Origin of the sequence: Nocardia sp. NPDC019219, from assembly GCF_040632645.1 — a bacterium.
In the GTDB taxonomy this organism is placed as follows: Bacteria; Actinomycetota; Actinomycetes; order Mycobacteriales; family Mycobacteriaceae; genus Nocardia; species Nocardia sputorum.
The window spans coordinates 630,391-647,368 of sequence record NZ_JBEYCG010000001.1 but is presented as its reverse complement, the minus strand read 5'-3'; the positions used below and the strand labels follow the sequence as shown (position 1 = coordinate 647,368).

General features: G+C 69.2%; 18 protein-coding genes. 11 read left to right on the top strand and 7 right to left on the bottom strand.

The annotated features are described in order from the left end of the window. Window positions 1-126: 126 nt before the first annotated feature. Window positions 127-1,389 carry a serine--tRNA ligase gene (gene serS / locus ABZ552_RS02935; RefSeq protein WP_195085061.1) on the bottom strand — a complete coding sequence of 421 codons (1,263 nt, stop codon included), beginning with the start codon at window positions 1,387-1,389 and terminating at the stop codon, window positions 127-129. Between the two features lie 92 nt (window positions 1,390-1,481). On the opposite strand from serS, the gene ABZ552_RS02930 reads away from it, so the two are divergent. From ABZ552_RS02930 to ABZ552_RS02905, 6 genes are all read left to right on the top strand, one after another. After that, on the top strand, window positions 1,482-3,182 hold the full coding sequence (locus ABZ552_RS02930; protein WP_357435328.1) for an aldehyde dehydrogenase family protein: 1,701 nt from the start codon (window positions 1,482-1,484) through the stop codon (window positions 3,180-3,182). Between the two features lie 69 nt (window positions 3,183-3,251). Continuing rightward, window positions 3,252-4,391, top strand: coding sequence for a septum formation family protein (locus ABZ552_RS02925; RefSeq protein WP_281876630.1), 1,140 nt, complete (start codon window positions 3,252-3,254; stop codon window positions 4,389-4,391). 10 nt (window positions 4,392-4,401) lie between these two features. Continuing rightward, window positions 4,402-4,752 carry a metallopeptidase family protein gene (locus ABZ552_RS02920; protein WP_281876629.1) on the top strand — a complete coding sequence of 117 codons (351 nt, stop codon included), beginning with the start codon at window positions 4,402-4,404 and terminating at the stop codon, window positions 4,750-4,752. Between the two features lie 164 nt (window positions 4,753-4,916). Further along, on the top strand, window positions 4,917-5,228 hold the full coding sequence (locus ABZ552_RS02915) for a PE domain-containing protein (protein WP_159849106.1): 312 nt from the start codon (window positions 4,917-4,919) through the stop codon (window positions 5,226-5,228). A gap of 48 nt (window positions 5,229-5,276) precedes the next feature. Further along, complete coding sequence (locus ABZ552_RS02910) at window positions 5,277-6,440, top strand: PPE domain-containing protein (RefSeq protein ID WP_281876627.1); 1,164 nt, start codon at window positions 5,277-5,279, stop codon at window positions 6,438-6,440. Beyond that, a complete protein-coding gene (locus ABZ552_RS02905) occupies window positions 6,437-7,264 on the top strand; it encodes an ESX secretion-associated protein EspG (RefSeq protein WP_281876625.1) in 828 nt (275 codons plus the stop codon). The genes ABZ552_RS02910 and ABZ552_RS02905 overlap by 4 nt, the downstream gene beginning before the upstream one ends. Window positions 7,265-7,271: 7 nt before the next feature. On the opposite strand, the gene ABZ552_RS02900 is transcribed toward ABZ552_RS02905, so the two are convergent. The 3 genes from ABZ552_RS02900 to ABZ552_RS02890 all read right to left on the bottom strand — a co-directional run bounded on the left by ABZ552_RS02900 (window position 7,272) and on the right by ABZ552_RS02890 (window position 9,360). Further along, complete coding sequence (locus ABZ552_RS02900) at window positions 7,272-7,940, bottom strand: histidine phosphatase family protein (RefSeq protein WP_281919283.1); 669 nt, start codon at window positions 7,938-7,940, stop codon at window positions 7,272-7,274. Next, a complete protein-coding gene (gene pheA / locus ABZ552_RS02895) occupies window positions 7,937-8,851 on the bottom strand; it encodes a prephenate dehydratase (RefSeq protein WP_281876623.1) in 915 nt (304 codons plus the stop codon). The genes ABZ552_RS02900 and pheA overlap by 4 nt, the downstream gene beginning before the upstream one ends. A 95-nt stretch (window positions 8,852-8,946) precedes the next feature. Continuing rightward, on the bottom strand, window positions 8,947-9,360 hold the full coding sequence (locus tag ABZ552_RS02890; protein ID WP_281876622.1) for a hypothetical protein: 414 nt from the start codon (window positions 9,358-9,360) through the stop codon (window positions 8,947-8,949). A 144-nt stretch (window positions 9,361-9,504) separates the two neighbouring features. On the opposite strand from ABZ552_RS02890, the gene ABZ552_RS02885 reads away from it, so the two are divergent. The 5 genes from ABZ552_RS02885 (at window position 9,505) to ABZ552_RS02865 (ending at window position 13,919) form a co-directional block, all read left to right on the top strand. Next, complete coding sequence (locus ABZ552_RS02885) at window positions 9,505-10,272, top strand: DUF2470 domain-containing protein (RefSeq protein WP_281876621.1); 768 nt, start codon at window positions 9,505-9,507, stop codon at window positions 10,270-10,272. Window positions 10,273-10,412: 140 nt separating this feature from the next. Beyond that, window positions 10,413-11,207: a CPBP family intramembrane glutamic endopeptidase gene (locus tag ABZ552_RS02880; RefSeq protein WP_281876620.1), complete on the top strand. Its 795-nt coding sequence runs from the start codon at window positions 10,413-10,415 to the stop codon at window positions 11,205-11,207. Between the two features lie 126 nt (window positions 11,208-11,333). Beyond that, window positions 11,334-12,737: an LCP family protein gene (locus tag ABZ552_RS02875; protein ID WP_281876619.1), complete on the top strand. Its 1,404-nt coding sequence runs from the start codon at window positions 11,334-11,336 to the stop codon at window positions 12,735-12,737. Window positions 12,738-12,747: 10 nt separating this feature from the next. Continuing rightward, window positions 12,748-13,299: a ferritin-like domain-containing protein gene (locus tag ABZ552_RS02870; protein WP_281876618.1), complete on the top strand. Its 552-nt coding sequence runs from the start codon at window positions 12,748-12,750 to the stop codon at window positions 13,297-13,299. A 71-nt stretch (window positions 13,300-13,370) separates the two neighbouring features. After that, window positions 13,371-13,919, top strand: a complete 549-nt coding sequence (locus ABZ552_RS02865) for a ferritin (protein ID WP_281876617.1) — start codon at window positions 13,371-13,373, stop codon at window positions 13,917-13,919. A 218-nt stretch (window positions 13,920-14,137) separates the two neighbouring features. Here ABZ552_RS02865 and ABZ552_RS02860 read toward each other — a convergent pair whose 3' ends face one another. From ABZ552_RS02860 to ABZ552_RS02850, 3 genes are all read right to left on the bottom strand, one after another. After that, complete coding sequence (locus ABZ552_RS02860; protein WP_281919286.1) at window positions 14,138-15,058, bottom strand: DUF5926 family protein; 921 nt, start codon at window positions 15,056-15,058, stop codon at window positions 14,138-14,140. A gap of 101 nt (window positions 15,059-15,159) precedes the next feature. Then, complete coding sequence (locus ABZ552_RS02855; RefSeq protein WP_281876615.1) at window positions 15,160-15,927, bottom strand: glycerophosphodiester phosphodiesterase; 768 nt, start codon at window positions 15,925-15,927, stop codon at window positions 15,160-15,162. Beyond that, window positions 15,924-16,973: a DUF4328 domain-containing protein gene (locus ABZ552_RS02850; RefSeq protein ID WP_281876614.1), complete on the bottom strand. Its 1,050-nt coding sequence runs from the start codon at window positions 16,971-16,973 to the stop codon at window positions 15,924-15,926. The genes ABZ552_RS02855 and ABZ552_RS02850 overlap by 4 nt, the downstream gene beginning before the upstream one ends. Between the last annotated feature and the right edge of the window lie 5 nt (window positions 16,974-16,978).

The following is a 16,978-nucleotide window of genomic DNA, read 5'->3' as shown; positions in this document are numbered from 1 at the left end:
TCGCCGCGAGACCCGATTCCTCGCACGACGAATAGCCTAGACACAAGGAATCCCGCCGGTTGCCACATCCCGGGAATCCGGCATGGCGAACCAGTAGCTATTCATCTGGATGTCATTCGCGCGTTGTCAGTTGGCTGGTCGCAGCACGTCCGTGCCGACGAAGGGAACCAGGGCGGGCGGAACCCGGACCGACCCGTCGGCTTGCTGATGGTTCTCCAGGATCGCCACGATCCAGCGGGTGGTCGCGAGCGTGCCGTTCAAAGTGGCGGCGATCTGCGGCCTTCCGTTCTCGTCCCGATAGCGGACGGCCAGCCGCCGCGCCTGGTAGGTGGTGCAGTTGGACGTCGAGGTGAGCTCCCGGTAGGTCTGCTGCGTGGGCACCCACGCCTCGCAGTCGAACTTGCGCGCGGCGGAGCTGCCGAGATCCCCGGCCGCGACATCGATCACCCGGTAGGGCACCTCGATCGCCGCGAGCATCTCCTGTTCCCACGCGAGCAGGCGCTGATGTTCGGCGTCCGCCTGGTCGGGCGTGGTGAAGACGAACATCTCCACCTTGTCGAACTGATGCACCCGGATGATGCCGCGGGTGTCCTTGCCGTAGCTGCCCGCCTCCCGGCGGAAACACGAGGACCAGCCCGCATACCGCTTCGGGCCGCCGCTCAGGTCGAGGATCTCGTCCGAGTGGTAACCCGCCAGCGGCACCTCCGAGGTGCCGACCAGGTAGAGGTCGTCGTCGGCGAGGTGGTAGACCTCGGCCGAGTGCTGGCCGAGGAACCCCGTGCCCGCCATGACCTCGGGGCGCACCAGCACCGGCGGGATCATCATGGTGAAGCCGTTGGCCACGGCCTTCTGCGCGGCCAACTGCAGCAGGCCGAGCTGCAGCAGCGCGCCGTAGCCGGTCAGGAAGTAGAACCGGGCGCCGGAGACCTTGGCGCCGCGCTCCATGTCGATCAGACCGAGCGACTCGCCGAGCTCGAGGTGGTCCTTCGGCTCGAAGTCGAACTCGGTCGGCGTGCCGATGGTCTGCAGCACGACGTAATCGTCCTCGCCGCCCGCGGGCGCGCCCTCCTGCACCACGTTCGAGATGGCGCGGTGCGCGGCGTCCAGGTCCGAGTCGGCGGCGTGCTGCGCGGCCTCGGCCTCTTTGACCTTGACCGACATCTCCGACGCCTGCGCCAGCAGCGCGGACCGCTCCTCCTTGCTCGCCTTGCCGATCAGCTTGCCCATCGCCTTGTGCTCGGCGCGCAGGTTGTCCGCGGTGGCCACCGCGGCACGCCGCGCCGCGTCCGCCTCGAGCAGCGCGTCGACGAGGGCGGGGTCTTCGCCGCGGGCGCGCTGCGAGGCGCGGACCGCGTCGGGGTCGTCCCGCAGGAATCGGAGGTCGATCATGGGCCATCAGCCTAGTAGTCGATGTGTTGCCGTTTCACGCCGATATCCCAGGATGCGGTCCATACCCGCCGGATCGCGCGCATAGTGGGCTTGTGGGCACGCCTTTCGACGAGACAGCCATCGACAACGCGCTGGCCGACCTCACCGCCGGCGAGAAAACGTGGGCCGCGACCTCGCTGCGCCGACGCCGTGAGCTGCTCGACGAGATCCACGCCCGGACCGGCCGCTTCGCCGAGGACTGGGTGCGGGCCGCGTGCGTCGTCAAAGACCTGGACGCGCACTCCCCGCTGGTCGGCGAGGAATGGATGTCGGGCCCGCTGGCCCTGCTGCAAGCCACGGACGCGCTGTCGGTCACCCTCGCCGCACTGGAGTCCGGGCGCAGCCCGCTCACCGGCGTCACCCTGCGCGAGGCGCCGGGCGGACGAGTCGCGGTGCCGATCTTTCCGTTCGGCGTCTACGACCGGTTACTGCTCAACGGCTTTCGCGGGGAGGTGTGGCTGCGGCCCGGCGTAGACGCCGACACCGCGCGCAGGCGAGCCGGACTGGCCCAGCTGGATCCCACCGCCACCGGCGGGATCGGCGCCGTGCTCGGCGCGGGCAACATCACCTCGATACCGCCGCTGGACGCGCTGTACGAGCTGTACGCGCACAACCGCGTGGTGGCGCTGAAGCTCAACCCGATCACCGACCCGTTGTTCACCGTGTTCGAGATGGTGTTCGAACCGCTACTGGAACTCGGCGTGCTGCGGATCCTCACCGGCGGCGCGGAGCAGGGCGGTTATCTGGTGCGTCATCCCGACGTCGCGCATGTGCACATGACCGGCAGCGCCAACACCCACGACGCCATCGTGTGGGGCCCCGGTGCGGAGGGCTCGCAGCGCAAGCAGGACAGCCGTCCCCTGCTGGACAAGCCGATCACCAGCGAGCTGGGCGGCGTCTCGCCGACCATCGTGGTGCCCGGCGACTGGTCCGACACCGATCTGCGCTACCAGGCCGAGCACGTGGCCACCCAGCGGCTGCACAACGGCGGCTACAACTGTGTGGCCGCGCAGGCGGTGGTGATCGCCTCCGAGTGGGACCGCAGAGATGAATTCCTCGCCGAGCTGCGCCTGGCCATGGAGCGGGCGCCGCAGCGCACGGCGTACTACCCGGGCAGCGACGCCCGCGTCGCCGACGCGCTGGCCTCGTATCCGGAGGCCGAGCGGCTCGGCGCGGGACGGCTGCTGGTCGACGGATTGCCGCGGACCGGCACGCCCCTGCTGCGCACGGAGTACTTCTCCCCCGTGCTCGGCGTGGTGGAGCTGCCCTACGCGGGCGGCGATTTCCTGCAACGGGCGGTGGACTTCGCGAATGCCGAGCTCACCGGGACGCTCGGCGCGAACGTGATCGCCCATCCCACGACCATCCGCAGGCTCGGCGTCGCCTTCGACCGCGCGATCGAGCGGCTGCGCTACGGCGCTATCGCGGTGAACACCTGGACGGGGCTGGCCTTCCTCGCACCGCGCGCGTCCTGGGGAGCCTTCCCCGGGCACACCCTCGACGACGTGCAGAGCGGAATCGGCGTAGTGCACAACGCCCTGCTGCTCGACGACGTGGAACGCACGGTGGTGCGCGGCCCGTTCCGGCCCGCGCCGCGCTCACTGCTGGGCGGCGAACTCGCGCTCTCCCCGAAACCGCCGTGGTTCGTCGGCAACGCCACCGCCGCGACCACCGGCCGCAAGCTCACCGAGTTCTACGCCGACACCAACCCCGCCCGGCTGCCCGGCGTCTTCCTGTCGGCTATGCGCGGCTGAACCATCCGTGCCGCGCCGATCGGGGCAGGTCGTGGCACCACGGCACGGACGCTGCCATGATGGACCGCGATGTCCTCCGAACCTAGGTCCCGGTCCCCGCAGGCGCCCAAGCGCGGCGCATCGTCGCGTGCCGACTCGGTACGCCGCTCGTTCGACTCGGCCAAGGCCGCCCTCGCCGACCGCGATCTGCGCGATGTCCACCTGTCGGCGCCCACGTTGCGCCGGGGCCTGCTCGCCGTTGCCGTCGGCGCCGTGGTCGCGGCCTTGGTGACGCTGTTCATCACCGGCTTCGACAACGAGAAGGGCCTGGAGGCGCACAATCCCGCCGCCCCGGCACAGCCCCTGCTGGACAAGGAGTTCGGCACCGCTTCCAAGGGCGACTGCCTGAGCTGGACCAAGCCCGACCGGGCCGATCTGGTCAAGGTGAACTGCTCGAGCAAGCACATGTTCGAGGTCGCGGCCGACATCGACATGAGCAGGTATCCGGGCAAGGAGTTCGGTCCCGGCTCGCGGTTCCCGGACTCGCTGCGGCTCACCGAGCTGAAGGAAGAGCACTGCGTGCCCGCGGTGCAGAAGTACATGGGCGGGCGCTTCGACCCGCGCGGCAAGTACATCGTCGGCCTGATGTACCCGAGTCCGGACGGCTGGCAGCACGGTGACCGCACCCTGCGCTGCGGCCTGCAGGTCGCGGCCAGCGCGGGCACCCCGCCGTCGGTCGGCAGCGCCACCGAGCACGACCAATCCAGGGTGTACGAGCCGGGCGTGTGCCTCGGCATCAATCAGAATCTGCCCACCGATCCGGTGGACTGCGCCCAGCCGCACGCCGTGGAGATCGTCTCCACCGTCGATCTGTCCGCCCACTTCACCGGCGGCCCGCCCGCGAAGGAAGAGCAGGACAAATTCGTCGAGGAGGAGTGCACCCGCACCTCGACCGAATACCTGGGCGCGCCGGACGTCATCCGCAACAAGACGCTCACGCTGTTCTTCGACTACATCGATGCCCGCAGCTGGATGGCGGGCAGCCGCAAGCTGGACTGCATGATCGGCAAGGGAGCCGACCGGGAGGGTTTCGCGCCGATCACCGGCTCGGCCAGGGGCGACATCCTGATCAACGGCCAGGCTCCGGTGCCGCCGCCCAACAGCGGACGTTCCACGCCTGCACCGCTGCCCGGCGCCGCGCCGCTGCCGCCGCAGCCCCAGCCGAGGTAGCCGCACGCCGATGCCCGTATCGATGTCCGCCGACCGCTTCGAGGAATTGGTCGGCGACGCACTGGATCTCATTCCGCCCGAGCTGGCTCGCGCGATCGACAATGTGGTCGTGCTGATCGAGCCGCGCAATCCGGAGGATCCGCATCTGCTCGGTCTGTATCACGGCATCGCCCTCACCGAACGTGACAGTCATTACGGCGGAGCGCTTCCCGACACCGTGACCATCTACCGGGACGCCATTCTCGAGCACTGCGCCGACGAGTCGGAAGTGGTGGAAGAGGTGGCCATCACCGTGATCCATGAGATCGCACACTATTTCGGCATTGACGAAGACCGCCTGCATCAGCTGGGATGGGGATAGTCTGATCCGAGCTGTATTGCGCGCCCCGACCGGTGGGTGTGTAATCGGCACGGAGATCGAAAAGTTGGGGATTCGATGGAACCGATCGCGTTGCTGTCGCGTCCTATCACTCGAAGGGGGAATTCTCGTGGTTCCGCCCCACAGCCACTAGAAGGAGTCGAGTCATGGTTGGACATGTACTGATCGCACCCGAAGCCATTCTCGCCGCCGCGGCCGAACTCGACCTCGTCGCCGAACGTCTGGCCGCCGCCGCGGCGATCACCGCGCCCGCGACACACGTGCTGCCCTCCGGCGCCGAGGAGGTCTCCTTCCTCAGCGCGAGCCACTTCAACCAGGGGGCCATGTCGCACGACCGCGCGATCGCGCAGGCGATTCTGGAATGCCACCACGCCGCGGCCACATTGCGCATGCAGCTGGCGCAGCACGTCGCCGGTGACGTGGTGCGCGCCGCGGGCATCAGCGCCATTCAGGTGTAGTTCCGGAACCGGATCCATCAGCAACGCCAAGCAGGGGAGAAGTCAAACATGGTTGCAGGAGTCACCGGGGTGATCTGGGCGGCGCGCCCGTCGGAGATCAATTCGGCCACGCTTCACGCGGGCGCGCACGCGATTCCGATCTCGGCCGCCGCCACCGCCTGGGGCGGCCTCACCGCCGCCTGGATCGACGCGACGACCACCGTCGCCAGGGTGATGGCCGAACTCGGCGTCGGGATGCAGGGCATCAACGGTATCGCCGCGCTGAGCAAGCTCACCGGTTTCCTCGGTTGGTCCGAGCAGCAGGGCGTGCAAGCGGCCGCGATGGGTGCGAAGGCCGCGGCGAACGCCACCGCCTACACCGTCGCATCTTTGGCGATGCCGAGCCCGCCGGAGATCGCGGCCGTCAACGCCGCCTTGGCCGCGTCGGCGAACCCGCCCGGTGTGCTCAGCGGCGCATTCGAGGTCGCGGAAGTCGCCAGGAACGCCATGGACATCCGTGCGGCTCTGGTCATGGAGACCTACGAGGCCGCCACCAGCGCCATGGTCGCCACGCCCGCCGAGTTCCTGCTGCCGCCGCCGATCGCCAAGGGCGCCGGAACGGCCAGCCCCGAGCAGGCGGCGGACACGACCACCGAGGTTCCGGCGGATCCGATCCAGGCCGCCGTCGCCGCCACCCAGGCGTTCTTGAGCAACCCCGGCGTGGCGAGCGCTGCCACCCAGGCCGCGCAGGCGGTCGGTTCGATCGCCACCACCGGTGTCTCCACCGTCGGAAACGTCGCGGGCAGCGCGATCGCGGCGGCGACCACCACCTCCGCGCCGACCTTCTCCGGCATGGCTCCGATGGTCATGGGAGCCGGTGCGGCGGCCACCGGCGCCGCGACTCGCGCGGTGTCGTTCTCCGGCCTCGGGTCGGCGGCCGGCATCAGCAATGGCTCGCTGAAGCTTCCGGAAGGCTGGGGCTCCAGCGGCACGATCGGTGGCGCCGCCCCGGTGCAGGAGACGGTCGGGGTCAAGCCCGTCGAAGCGGCGCCGGTCCGGTCGGCGACCAACGGCAACGGCAACCCCCTGCTCGGCAACCAGGCGCGCAGCGACGAGGACGACGAGGCCGAGCACAACGGCCGGGACTACCTGCGGTCGACCGAGCACTTCAACGACGGCCGTTTCACCGCCGATGGAGTCATCGGCGGTGACCTCAGCGGGACGGTTAGGTGACCGTACTCGGTGCGGGCCGCGATCCGTCCACGCTGGATGCGGTCGTCCTGTCGCTCGACGAAATGCAGTTTCTCGTAGAGAAACTGCAAATCGAAGTCCCCGTCGTCTTGAACGCTCGGGCGCGTTACGACAACCTGACCGATCACAAAGCGGCGATGGACGCGGCCGCCGAGTCGCTCGCCCAGCGGGAACTCCTCTTCGACGATGTGCTGCATCGCGATCTGGAGAATCGGCTGCGCGCGCTGAACCGGCCACACTGGATCATCGCGCTGCGATTGATCGTCGATGGTTGGGTGAGTCGTTTCTGCCTGGCGAAGGGCGTCGACCTCGAGGTCGTCGCCCTTCGAGGGCAGGACTCCTACGTCATCGACGAGGCGGGCAACGATCTGCCCGGCACGGTTCTCGCGGCACTCGGTTACGCCGAGCCGCTGGAGCTGTACGGGATGAACGCCCCGACCGAAGAACTCGCCACGATCTTCGGCGACACCGGTGACGCCGCGGCCACCGCGGAGCGGCTCACGAAAGTGGGCAACCCTGCCCAGGATGCGAAGACCTTGGCGGCGGCATTGGTCGAGATCCACTCGTTCGCCGAGATCGTCGGCGTGGTCTATGGCGACGGCACGAGAGACATGGCCGACAATCACATCGCCGTCTTCAACACGCGGGCAGGACGATTCATCGCGACCGCGAGCAAGTCCGACGACGGCGTGAAGTGGACATCGCTCAGCAGCGGAACCCCCGCTCGACTGCGCACGGCGGTGCAGGATCTGATCCATTCGCTGCCGGAGCGCGAAGAGTTCCCGCGGAATCCGAAACTGTCCTGAACAGGCGCTAACCCATGGGATCGTCGGAGGTCGGCGCGACGTCGTAGCCGAACGGCGGCGTGAACCGGCCCCACCGAATGCACTCCCACCCGCCATCCGGCATCGGCACGAGCTCGATGGTCTCGGTGTTGTCCAGGTGGTTGTTCGTGGTGAACGGCGGCCGCACATCCGCCAGCGTGCGGCCGACGAGCCGCATGGCCGCGCCGTGACTGACCACCATCACGTCGCCGTGCTCGTCGTCATCCGACGTCAGATACGTGTTCCGCAATTCCGCGATCGCAGGCAGGAACCGATCCAGGACGTCCTGGGCGGATTCGCCGCCGGGCACTCGCAGCGTGAGATCGCCTTCGTGCCAGGCACGGTAGATCTCCTGGAAGGTGTGGTGCGCTTCCTCGCTGTGTTGTCCCTCCAGGTCACCCGCCTGCACCTCGTGCAGCCCGTCGAGCACCATGGCGGCGACACCGGTCGCCGCCTCGATGTAACTGGCGGTCTGGCGCGCACGCAGCGCCGCCGAGGAGAACAACACCTTCGGGGGTCGGAGCAGGTTCTCCCCGAACGTCTTCGCTTGTGCCGCACCGCGTTCGGTCAGCGGCAGTCCTGGGATCCTGGTGTCCAGCAGCTTGGCGACGTTGCCTTCGGTCTCCCCGTGCCGGACCAGGATCAACCTCCCGGTCATAGGTCCGCCATCCCCTTTCTCAACTGGATCAACCACTCCGCCGAGGCTTCGTCCGACGGTGGTGGCGTGCCGGTCGCGGAAGTCGCCGGCCACGACCCGAGAAAGCGGATCCGCGCGGTGCGATGCAATGCCTTGAGCGCTTCCGCCACGGCGGTGTCGTCGATGTGTCCGACGCAGTCGAGATAGAAACGATAGGTGCCCATGCCGGTCCGGGTGGGCCGGGACTCGATCCTGGTCAGATCGATGCCGCGCGTGGCGAACTCGGCGAAGGCGCGCATCAGCGAGCCCGGGACGTTCGGCAGCTCGAGCACGATCGAGGTGCGATCGGCTCCCGTGGGGGGTGGCGCCACCGTGGGCCGGGTGCACAGTACGAACCGCGTGATCGCCTGCTCATGGTCCGCGACCCCGGAGGCCAGTGCCATCAACCCCAGCCGTTCACCGGCGAGGGCGGTCGACACGGCGGCATCCGCGTGGCCCGCCACCACGTCTTCCGCGGCCGCGGCGTTGGACGTCGAGGTGTAGGGCTGCGCCTGGGGCAGATGCCGCGCCACCCACAGCCGCACCTGCGCGGCGGCCACGGGGTATGCGGCGAGGGTGCGCACGTCGGGCAGCGCCGTGCCCGGCTTGCCGAGGATCGTGAAGCTCACCTCGAGTTCGGTCTCGGCGACGATCTGCAGCCGCGGGCCGATTGCCAGCGAGTCGAGCGTCGCCGAGATCGACCCCTCCACGGAGCTCTCGATCGGCACCACCGCGCCCTCCACGTCGCCGGAGCGGATCAGCTCGAGCGCAGCCCCTTGGCTGGGCGCGGCGACCCGCTCGACGGGTCCGTCGAAGGTTCCCGAGGATTCCAGTTGAGCGAGGGCCATCTCGGTGAAGGTTCCGGACGGCCCGAAGTACGCGATTCGCGGCACGGTTACGAGATTACTTGCGCGTTCGCCCGGCTCCCCACCAATTGCGGAGGCACGGCCACCGCGCGGCATCTGTTCGACGGCCGCACGAGCGGCGTTCAACCTCTCCCGAACACCCGCAATGCGGCGTTCACCTGGTCAACGGCTTCGGTTTCGATGGCGAGCAGGACGGACCGGACCGCGTCGATCGCCGGGGGTTTCAGAGAAGTGAGGAAGGCGATATCGGGGTTGCGCAAGGCGGTGCCGATGTCTTCGCCGCACAGGGCGGCGGCCGTGGCGGCGACGACGGCCACCGCGCGGTCGCCGGAAGAGGTACGCGCGACGAAGCCGGTATCGGAGTGGGCGACGTGCGCGAGGAAGGCGGCGATCTCCGCGTCCGGGGCGTCCAGCTCGAGCGTCGGAGCGGCGGGGCTTGCGCCGATGTTGCGGACCAACCCATCCGAGAGACTGCGCCGCGGAGGCGCCGACAACGACACCAGCACCGGTTCGCCCGGTTCCATTCCTTCCGACACGCCCCAACCGTAACAACCCGCGTCGAACGAAATCGACGCACTTCGCTCAGTCCGATCGGAACGCTTGCGGAACCGAGCATCGTCACTTAGCTTAGGGTAACCTAATCCTCAGCTTGCTGCGTCGCCCGCTCCCCGGAGGTTTGAATGCCGCGTCCATCTCCGACCGTCGCACCGTCCACCGCCGAGCGGGTGCGTAGCGCGTGCGCCCACGCGGAGCAGGCGGTGCTGGCCATGCCGGGCATCGACCCGACGCCCGCGTCCGTGCACCACGTACGGCAGTGCGGCGACGCCGTGATCGCGGTGCCGACCGCCTCGGTCGCCGCGATCCTGGCAGGCAATTCCGGGGAGCACGGCGCACCCGCGGTGCTGGAACTCACCGATCACGCGCCGCTGCCGCTGCGCGAGCCGGTGCGCGCGCTGGTCTGGCTGCGCGGCTGGGTGCGCGCGGTGCCCACCCAGGCGCAGCGCGCGCTGGCCGGCGAGGTGGCCAAAGAGCTCCCCCATCCCGGACTGCTCGACGTCGGCTTCGGCGCCACGCTGCTGCGGTTGGTGATCAACTCGGCGGTGGTGGCCGACTCGACCGGCGCGGAATCGGTGTCCAGCGACGAGCTGCGCCTGGCGCAACCGGATCCGTTCTGCGCCATGGAATCCGCGTGGCTGCAGCACATGCAGGCCGACCACGCCGATATCGTCGCCCAGCTGGCCAGGCACCTGCCCGCGCACCTGCAGCGCGGCATCGTGCACCCGCTGGCCATCGACCGGTACGGGCTCACTCTGCGGGTGGAAGGACACGATGGCGATCACGACGTCCGCTTGCCGTTCAACGCCCCGGCCGACGACATCGAGGGCCTCAGCCGTGCCGTACGCACCCTGGCCGGGTGCCCGTTCCTCAACGGCCTGCGCCGCATCTGACCGCCCGCTGTAAGGGGATCAGGCGCGAGCATCGGGCGCACGCGACCGACGGCGGCCGTAAAGACCGTGGTCCGGCCGGTCGCACTTTTCCACGGCGACGCGCCGCGCGCCGGACAGGGGGAGCGCAATAGATTCGACTCATGCGCGCGGAGTCCGATGCCCAGTGGGACGAGACCGAGCCGACCGATCGGGAGCGGCTGGCGATCAAACTCGAGATCGCGGTGGTGCTGCTCGTCACGTTCGGGCTCAGCGGGCTCAGCGCCGCGCTCTCGCTGGTGGAGAGCGCGCTCGCGCCGGGCGGGATCGGTGGGCGGACCGTCGCGCTGAACCCGTCGCGGTCCACGCAATCCACCATCGACCTGCTGTTCCAGCTGCTCAGCGTGCTACGGCTGCTCGGGTGGGCGGCACTGGGCCTGTATCTGCTGTGGCGCGGCGGCATCGGACCGCGACTGATCGGGCTGGCGAACCGAATCCGGTGGCGCGCGGACGTGCTACCCGGCTTGACCCTCGCCGCGATCATCGGCCTGCCCGGCTTGGGGCTCTACCTCGTGGCCCATGCGCTGGGTTTCAGCGTGACGATCGTGCCCGCCTCGCTCGGCGACTACTGGTGGCGGCTGCCCGCGCTCGTCCTGTCGGCCTGCGCGAACGCCCTGGCCGAGGAGGTCATCGTGGTGGCGTTCCTCCTCACCCGGCTGCGCAGGCTCGGCTGGTCGGAGAACTCGGCTCTGCTGACTTCGGCCCTCCTGCGTGGCAGTTATCACTTGTATCAGGGACTGGGCGGCGGGCTCGGAAACTGTGTGATGGGCGTCATATTCGGGCGCTATTGGCAGCGCACGAACCGGCTGTGGCCGCTGGTCCTCGCCCATGCGACCATCGACGCGGTCGCCTACATCGGCTACACCGTTCTGCGCGGCCATGTTTCGTGGCTCCCGTGACGCAACCGTGCCCTCCGGAACGCTAACAACCTGATGCCGCCCGCGAATTAGGAAACAGCGCCGCTTCGCGTGCGCCAGTGTCCACATGCGGCACCGCACAACCGCCCGATAAGTAGAGTTTCAGTGATGAACGGCGACGACCCCCAGCGCAACGCGCGTACGCGCCGGATGCCGCCGCCCGGCAGACCCGGTGAACCTCCGATGCGCCGGCGCATGCCTCCTCCGGGTCCCGGCGCGCCGCCACCGATCGAGCCCACCCAGGTGGTGCGCCGCGACGGAACGGGCGACCCGCACGCGCAGCCGTTGGCGTATTCGCAGGTCCCGCCGGAACAGGCCCGGCGAATGCCACCGCCTCCCCCGGCCCGCAGGCACGCCCCCACACAGCGCCCGGTGCCGCATCACGAAGGTCAACCACACGCCCCGACACAGCGGCCGGTGCCGCATCACGACGGGCCGACGCACGCGCCCACACAGCGCCCGATGCCCTACCACGAAGGTCCACCTCCCGCACCGCCCCGGAAACCACGACGGTTCCGCGAGGGACCACCCCCGGTGCCGCCGCGCGGCCAACGCCCGCCGCGACCGCGCCGCAAGCGCCACCCGTTCCGCTGGTTCCTGGTGATCCTCCTGGTGCTGGTACTGGCCGCCGTCGGCGCCGTCATCCAGTTGGACAACTCCCTCAACCGCATCCCCGCGCTGGCGAACTACGCCAAGCGAGTCGGCGACACACCCGGCACGAACTGGCTGCTGGTCGGCTCCGACGGCCGCGGCGGGTTGACCCCTGAACAGGAGCAGGAACTCGCCACCGGCGGCGAGGTCGGTCCGGAGCGCACCGACACGATCATGCTCGTGCACGTGCCGAAATCGGGCAAAACCACCCTGGTCAGCCTTCCGCGCGACTCGTACGTCAGCATCCCGGGCCAGGGCAAGGACAAGCTCAACGCGGCGTTCGCCGTCGGCGGCCCCGCGCTGCTGGTGCAGACGGTGGAGATCGCCACCGGCCTGCGCATCGACCACTACGCGCAGATCGGTTTCAGCGGCTTCGCGAGTGTGGTCGATACGCTCGGCGGTATCGACGTGTGCGTCCCCAAAGCGATCGACGACCCCCTCGCCGGCATTGATTTGCCCGCCGGCTGTCAACGCTTGAACGGACCGCAGGCGTTGGGCTTCGTCCGCAGCCGCGCGACCGCGCTGGCCGACCTGGACCGGATGAACAACCAGCGGATCTTCATGGCCGCCCTGCTGAAGAAGGCGACCAGCGGCGCCACGCTGGCCAACCCGTTCAAACTTTGGCCGCTGGCCTCCGACACCGCCAAGTCGCTGAAGGTCGACAACGGCGATCACATCTGGAACCTCGGCGGGCTGGGCTGGGCGCTGCGCGGCGAGACCGTCGCCACGACGGTGCCGGTCGGTGGATTCGACGACACGGACAGCGGCAACGTCCTGCTCTGGGACAAGGAGAAGGCCGGGCGGTTCTTCGACGCGCTGGCCGCCGACCGCCCTATCCCCGAGGACCTGCTGACGCGGTAGCGTCATTGCCATGCCGGACATCGACGAGGCCGACGAGTCCTTCCCCGACTTGCTGCGCACGCAGATCCGACACGGATTCACCAGCGCCCAGCAGTATCTCGCCGCCGCCGTGTACTTCGACGCGCATCGGCTGCCGCAGTTGGCCGGACATGCCTACGGCCGGTCGCGCGAGCACTACGGCAACGCGCTGCGCATGGTGCAGTACCTGCTGGACCGGGATCTCCCGGTGCAGATCGGCGGCCTGGAGGCGATCACGTCAACGTTCGAAAGCCCGCGCGGCGCAATCGCTTTGCTGCTGGAGCTGGAGCAGGACCGCAGCACCCGGATCAGCGGTCTGGCTCGCGCGGCCCGCAACTCCGGGGACTATCTGGGTGAGCAATTCGTCCGATGGTTCCTCGAGGAACAGGTGAAGAGCGTCGCCCGGATGACCACGCTACTGTCTGTGCTCGACCGCGCCGACGGGCAGTTGTTCGATGTGGAGGAGTTCGTCGCCCGCGAGATGCGGACGCGGCCGCACACCGAAATCCCGGCGCCGAAAATGGCTGGAGCGGCGCAGAATTAATTAGGCAACACTAGCCTCATTAAGGTTGTACTTGGATGACACGCGACCGCACCGGCGCTAATGTCGATGCCATGTCAAGCCATCCGGAATCCCCACGCAGCAAATTTCACAGCCTGTTGCACGATCAGATCCGGCACGAATTCAATGCCGAGCATCAGTACATCGCGATTGCGGTGTGGTTCGACAATGCCGACCTGCCGCAGCTGGCGAAGCGGTTCTACAAGCAGGCCGTCGAAGAACGCAATCACGCGATGATGATCGTGCGGTACTTCCTGGACCGGGATATCAGCATCGAACTCTCCGGCATCGACGCCGCGAAATCACGGTTCGAGAATGCCAGGGAACCGATCGCGCTCGCGCTCGCGCAGGAGAAGACGGTCACCGAGCAGATCATCCAACTGGCGAGCACCGCCCGCGAAGAGGGCGATTACCTCGGCGAACAGTTCATGCAGTGGTTCCTGAAGGAACAGGTCGAGGAAGTCGCGAACATGACCACACTGCTCACCATCGCCGATCGCGCCGGGTCGAACCTGTTCGACTTGGAGGAATTCGTCGCCCGGGAAATGAGCGGCCCGAGCGACGCCTCCGGTGCGCCTTCGGTGGCCGGCGGCTCCGTCTGACGGAGCTTGCCGGAAAGGTGCACAGGCCCGGTTCCCCAGGAACCGGGCTTGTCGCTGCCCGGGCCCATTGCCTGTCGAAATCCGAAATTCCGGGAGAAGGATTCTCCCGCATTCGCGGCAGTTCGGTCAGACTTACCTATCCCCAGCGATATCGGCGGCAAACAGTAAACCTTGTTCGCCGCTCGACAGTCGCGGGACATCTCGCAGGATTCCGGTACTCAGCGCAAAGTGACCTGACGTGACCGCAAGCCGTCGCGGGAGCGCCGCTCGTCGGCATTCAGCGGGGCGTCGATGGCCAGCGCCTCGGAAAGGCGCGCACCGAACTCGACCGCCGGCTTCACCCATTCGTCGGGGTGCCGCTCCCGATCCAGATCGAACACCGGGACCAACAGGCCGTGCGTGCGGAACGACCCCGCGAACCGAGAACCCTCGCCGAGGTGCAGACCGCCGGACGCGTGTACCCGCGCCAGCGCCAGCATCAGCGCGTCCTCGTCCTCCGGACGCACCCAGCGGATATGCGCCTTCTCGCCGGCGTCCACCCACCAGGCCGCGCCGATCGCGTCCGCGTCCAGCCCGAGCCGCGCCGAAGGCATGATCGCCTGCTTGGCCTGCTCGATGGTGGCGGCAACCTGCGGATCGGGCTCGACACCCGCCGGCACCCACCAATCGAAGTCCTGGTGCACGGTCAGGTCCAGGCTCGCGCCGGGATCGATGACGTCGGCCAGCCGCGGCCCACCGGCGACGCTCTCCACGGAGGTCAGCGAGTCACCGGGCTCGGCGGACTGGGTCCACAAGATCGCCGCGGCCAGATCGGCGGCCGGGTCCGCACCCTGGAACTGCACCTGCGCGCCGACATACCCGCTCGGCTCGTCACCGGCGCGCACCAACGCGGCCACCGCGCCGGGCAGCACCGTGGCGAGCACCACCGGGCGCTCCGCCGCGACCGAAGCCGCCAGCGTCAACTCCGCGGTGGCCGACGGCACGAATTCGCGCAGCGCGACCAGATCGCACTCCGCGGCCAGACCTTCGAACGGACGCGTGACGGCCTGTGCCGCCTGCTCCTGCGCTGCCCGCCGCTCGGCGAGACGCTGCGCCCGGTTACCGCCGGGCTTAGGACTATTGCGCTTGCTCTTACCCACGAGGGGTCAACCTACACAGTGTTTGATTTGCCGCGCCCGCGGCGCGGCGTGTCGCGTATGACCGGTCGGTGAAACGATCCGGTCCGCCCGATCTGACCGGATCAGGCGGCAGGCAGCAGCGACTTGGTGCGGCCGGGGTGGTTGGTGGCGATCCAGCTGACGCCGAGGTCGGCGCACAGTTGGACGTCGTCGGGGTCGTCGACGGTCCAGCAGTAGGTGGCGCGGCCCGCGGCGGCGGCCTTGTCGACCAGATCGGGGTGCTCGCGCAACGTCTTCACCGAGGGGCCGACGGCCGTGGCGCCGACCGTCGTGGCGGCGGATCCGCCCAGGTAGCGCGACGATTCGCCGAGCAGGACGGTGGGCAGCAGCGGCGCGGCGCGGCGAATGCGCCAGACCGCGGTGGCCGCGAACGACATCACGACGGCTCGGGAATGGTCGGCCGAGGCCGGGGTGGCGATGCCGAAGCGCTGGAGTTCGGCGAGCAACTTGTTCTCCACCAGCGCGCCGTAGCGAACCGGGTGCTTGGTTTCGATGAACAGCTTGGTCGGCCTGCTACGCCAGTCCAGCACGAGGCCGATCAGCTCGCTGAGGGTCAGCACCGAGGCGGGCGAGCCGTCCGCGCCGAAATCCAGGGCCCGCAGCTCCTCCAGCGTCATCTCGCTGACCAGCCCGCTGCCCGAGGACGTCCGGTCGACGGTGCGGTCGTGCACGCATACCAGATGCCCGTCCCTGGTCAGCCGGACATCGCATTCGACCCCGTCGGCGCCCTCCTGCAGCGCCAGCTCGTAGGCGGCGAGCGTGTGCTCGGGGCGCGCCGCCGAGGCGCCTCGATGCGCGACGACGAATGGCGCGCGACTGCCCTGGCTCACTTGGCCATAACCTCCTCCTGCTCACGGTCCTCAGCACCGTTTTCCTCGTGCGCCGGTCCGGCGTCCACCGGTTCCGCCGCGGTTCGCCGTCCGCCGGGATGCACCGGTTCGATCACCGGCACGGCGGGGTCGACCGCGATCAGCCAGCGGCGCGCGGTCCGGTGGCGTCCGAGCAGATCACGCCCCTCGATGGTGCGCAGCAGCCAGAGGGTCAACAGCGCGACCGCCGCGCCGACCGCGTCGGCGAACGCGGTGAACAGCACCCCGTCCGCCTGGGCCTGCAACGAATCCGCGGTCCGCCACAGTAGCGCGGCCGCCGCGACGAGGCCGCCGAAGACCCAGGCTGCCCACCAGATCCGGACCGCCCGGCCGATCCGGGGATCACCTCGCAGCGCGGCCACTTCGCTCAGGAAAACCCCGGGCCACAGCAAGTTGACCACCGGGACCAGAGACCCGAGCGCGAGCGCTCGCGGCGACCGCGGGTCGCGCCTGCCCTCGGCCGCGTAGGCCGACCGCCTGACCTCGATCAGCCTTCCGGTCGCGGCCGCGGCCGCCAGCAGAGCGAGCACGATGGCGAGCACGCCCGCGCCGATCACCAGGGCATCGGAAGCGAAGAGGACGGCGGGGTGGATCAGGCGCGTCCGGTTGCGCAGCAAGACCCCGTACCGCGCCAGCTCGGCGCCGGCCGCGAGCCCGAACACGCTCGCGGTCGCGACGAGCAACTTGGTCACCGAGTCGGTCAGTTTCTCGAACGGGCGGCGTGCGGCAGCACCGGCCTGCGGTGGCGGGTCGATCAGCCCCCAGCGCGGGATCTGCGTGTACCGGGGCGTGCGACTCTGCGTGACCGGCCGGGCGGGCGGCTGCGCTCGGCGACCGCGCTGGTCTGGTCTGCGTGCCACCCAGCGATAGTTGCGGCGGTCGGCGGGCGCGTCGATCGGCGCGGGCGAGAGCAGAACGCCGCGGCAGCGCGGGCACCAGTGCATCGGCGTCCCTTGCACGGCCCAGCGCGCCCCGCAGCGCGCACAAGGTTGCACCACCGTACTCACCCGCG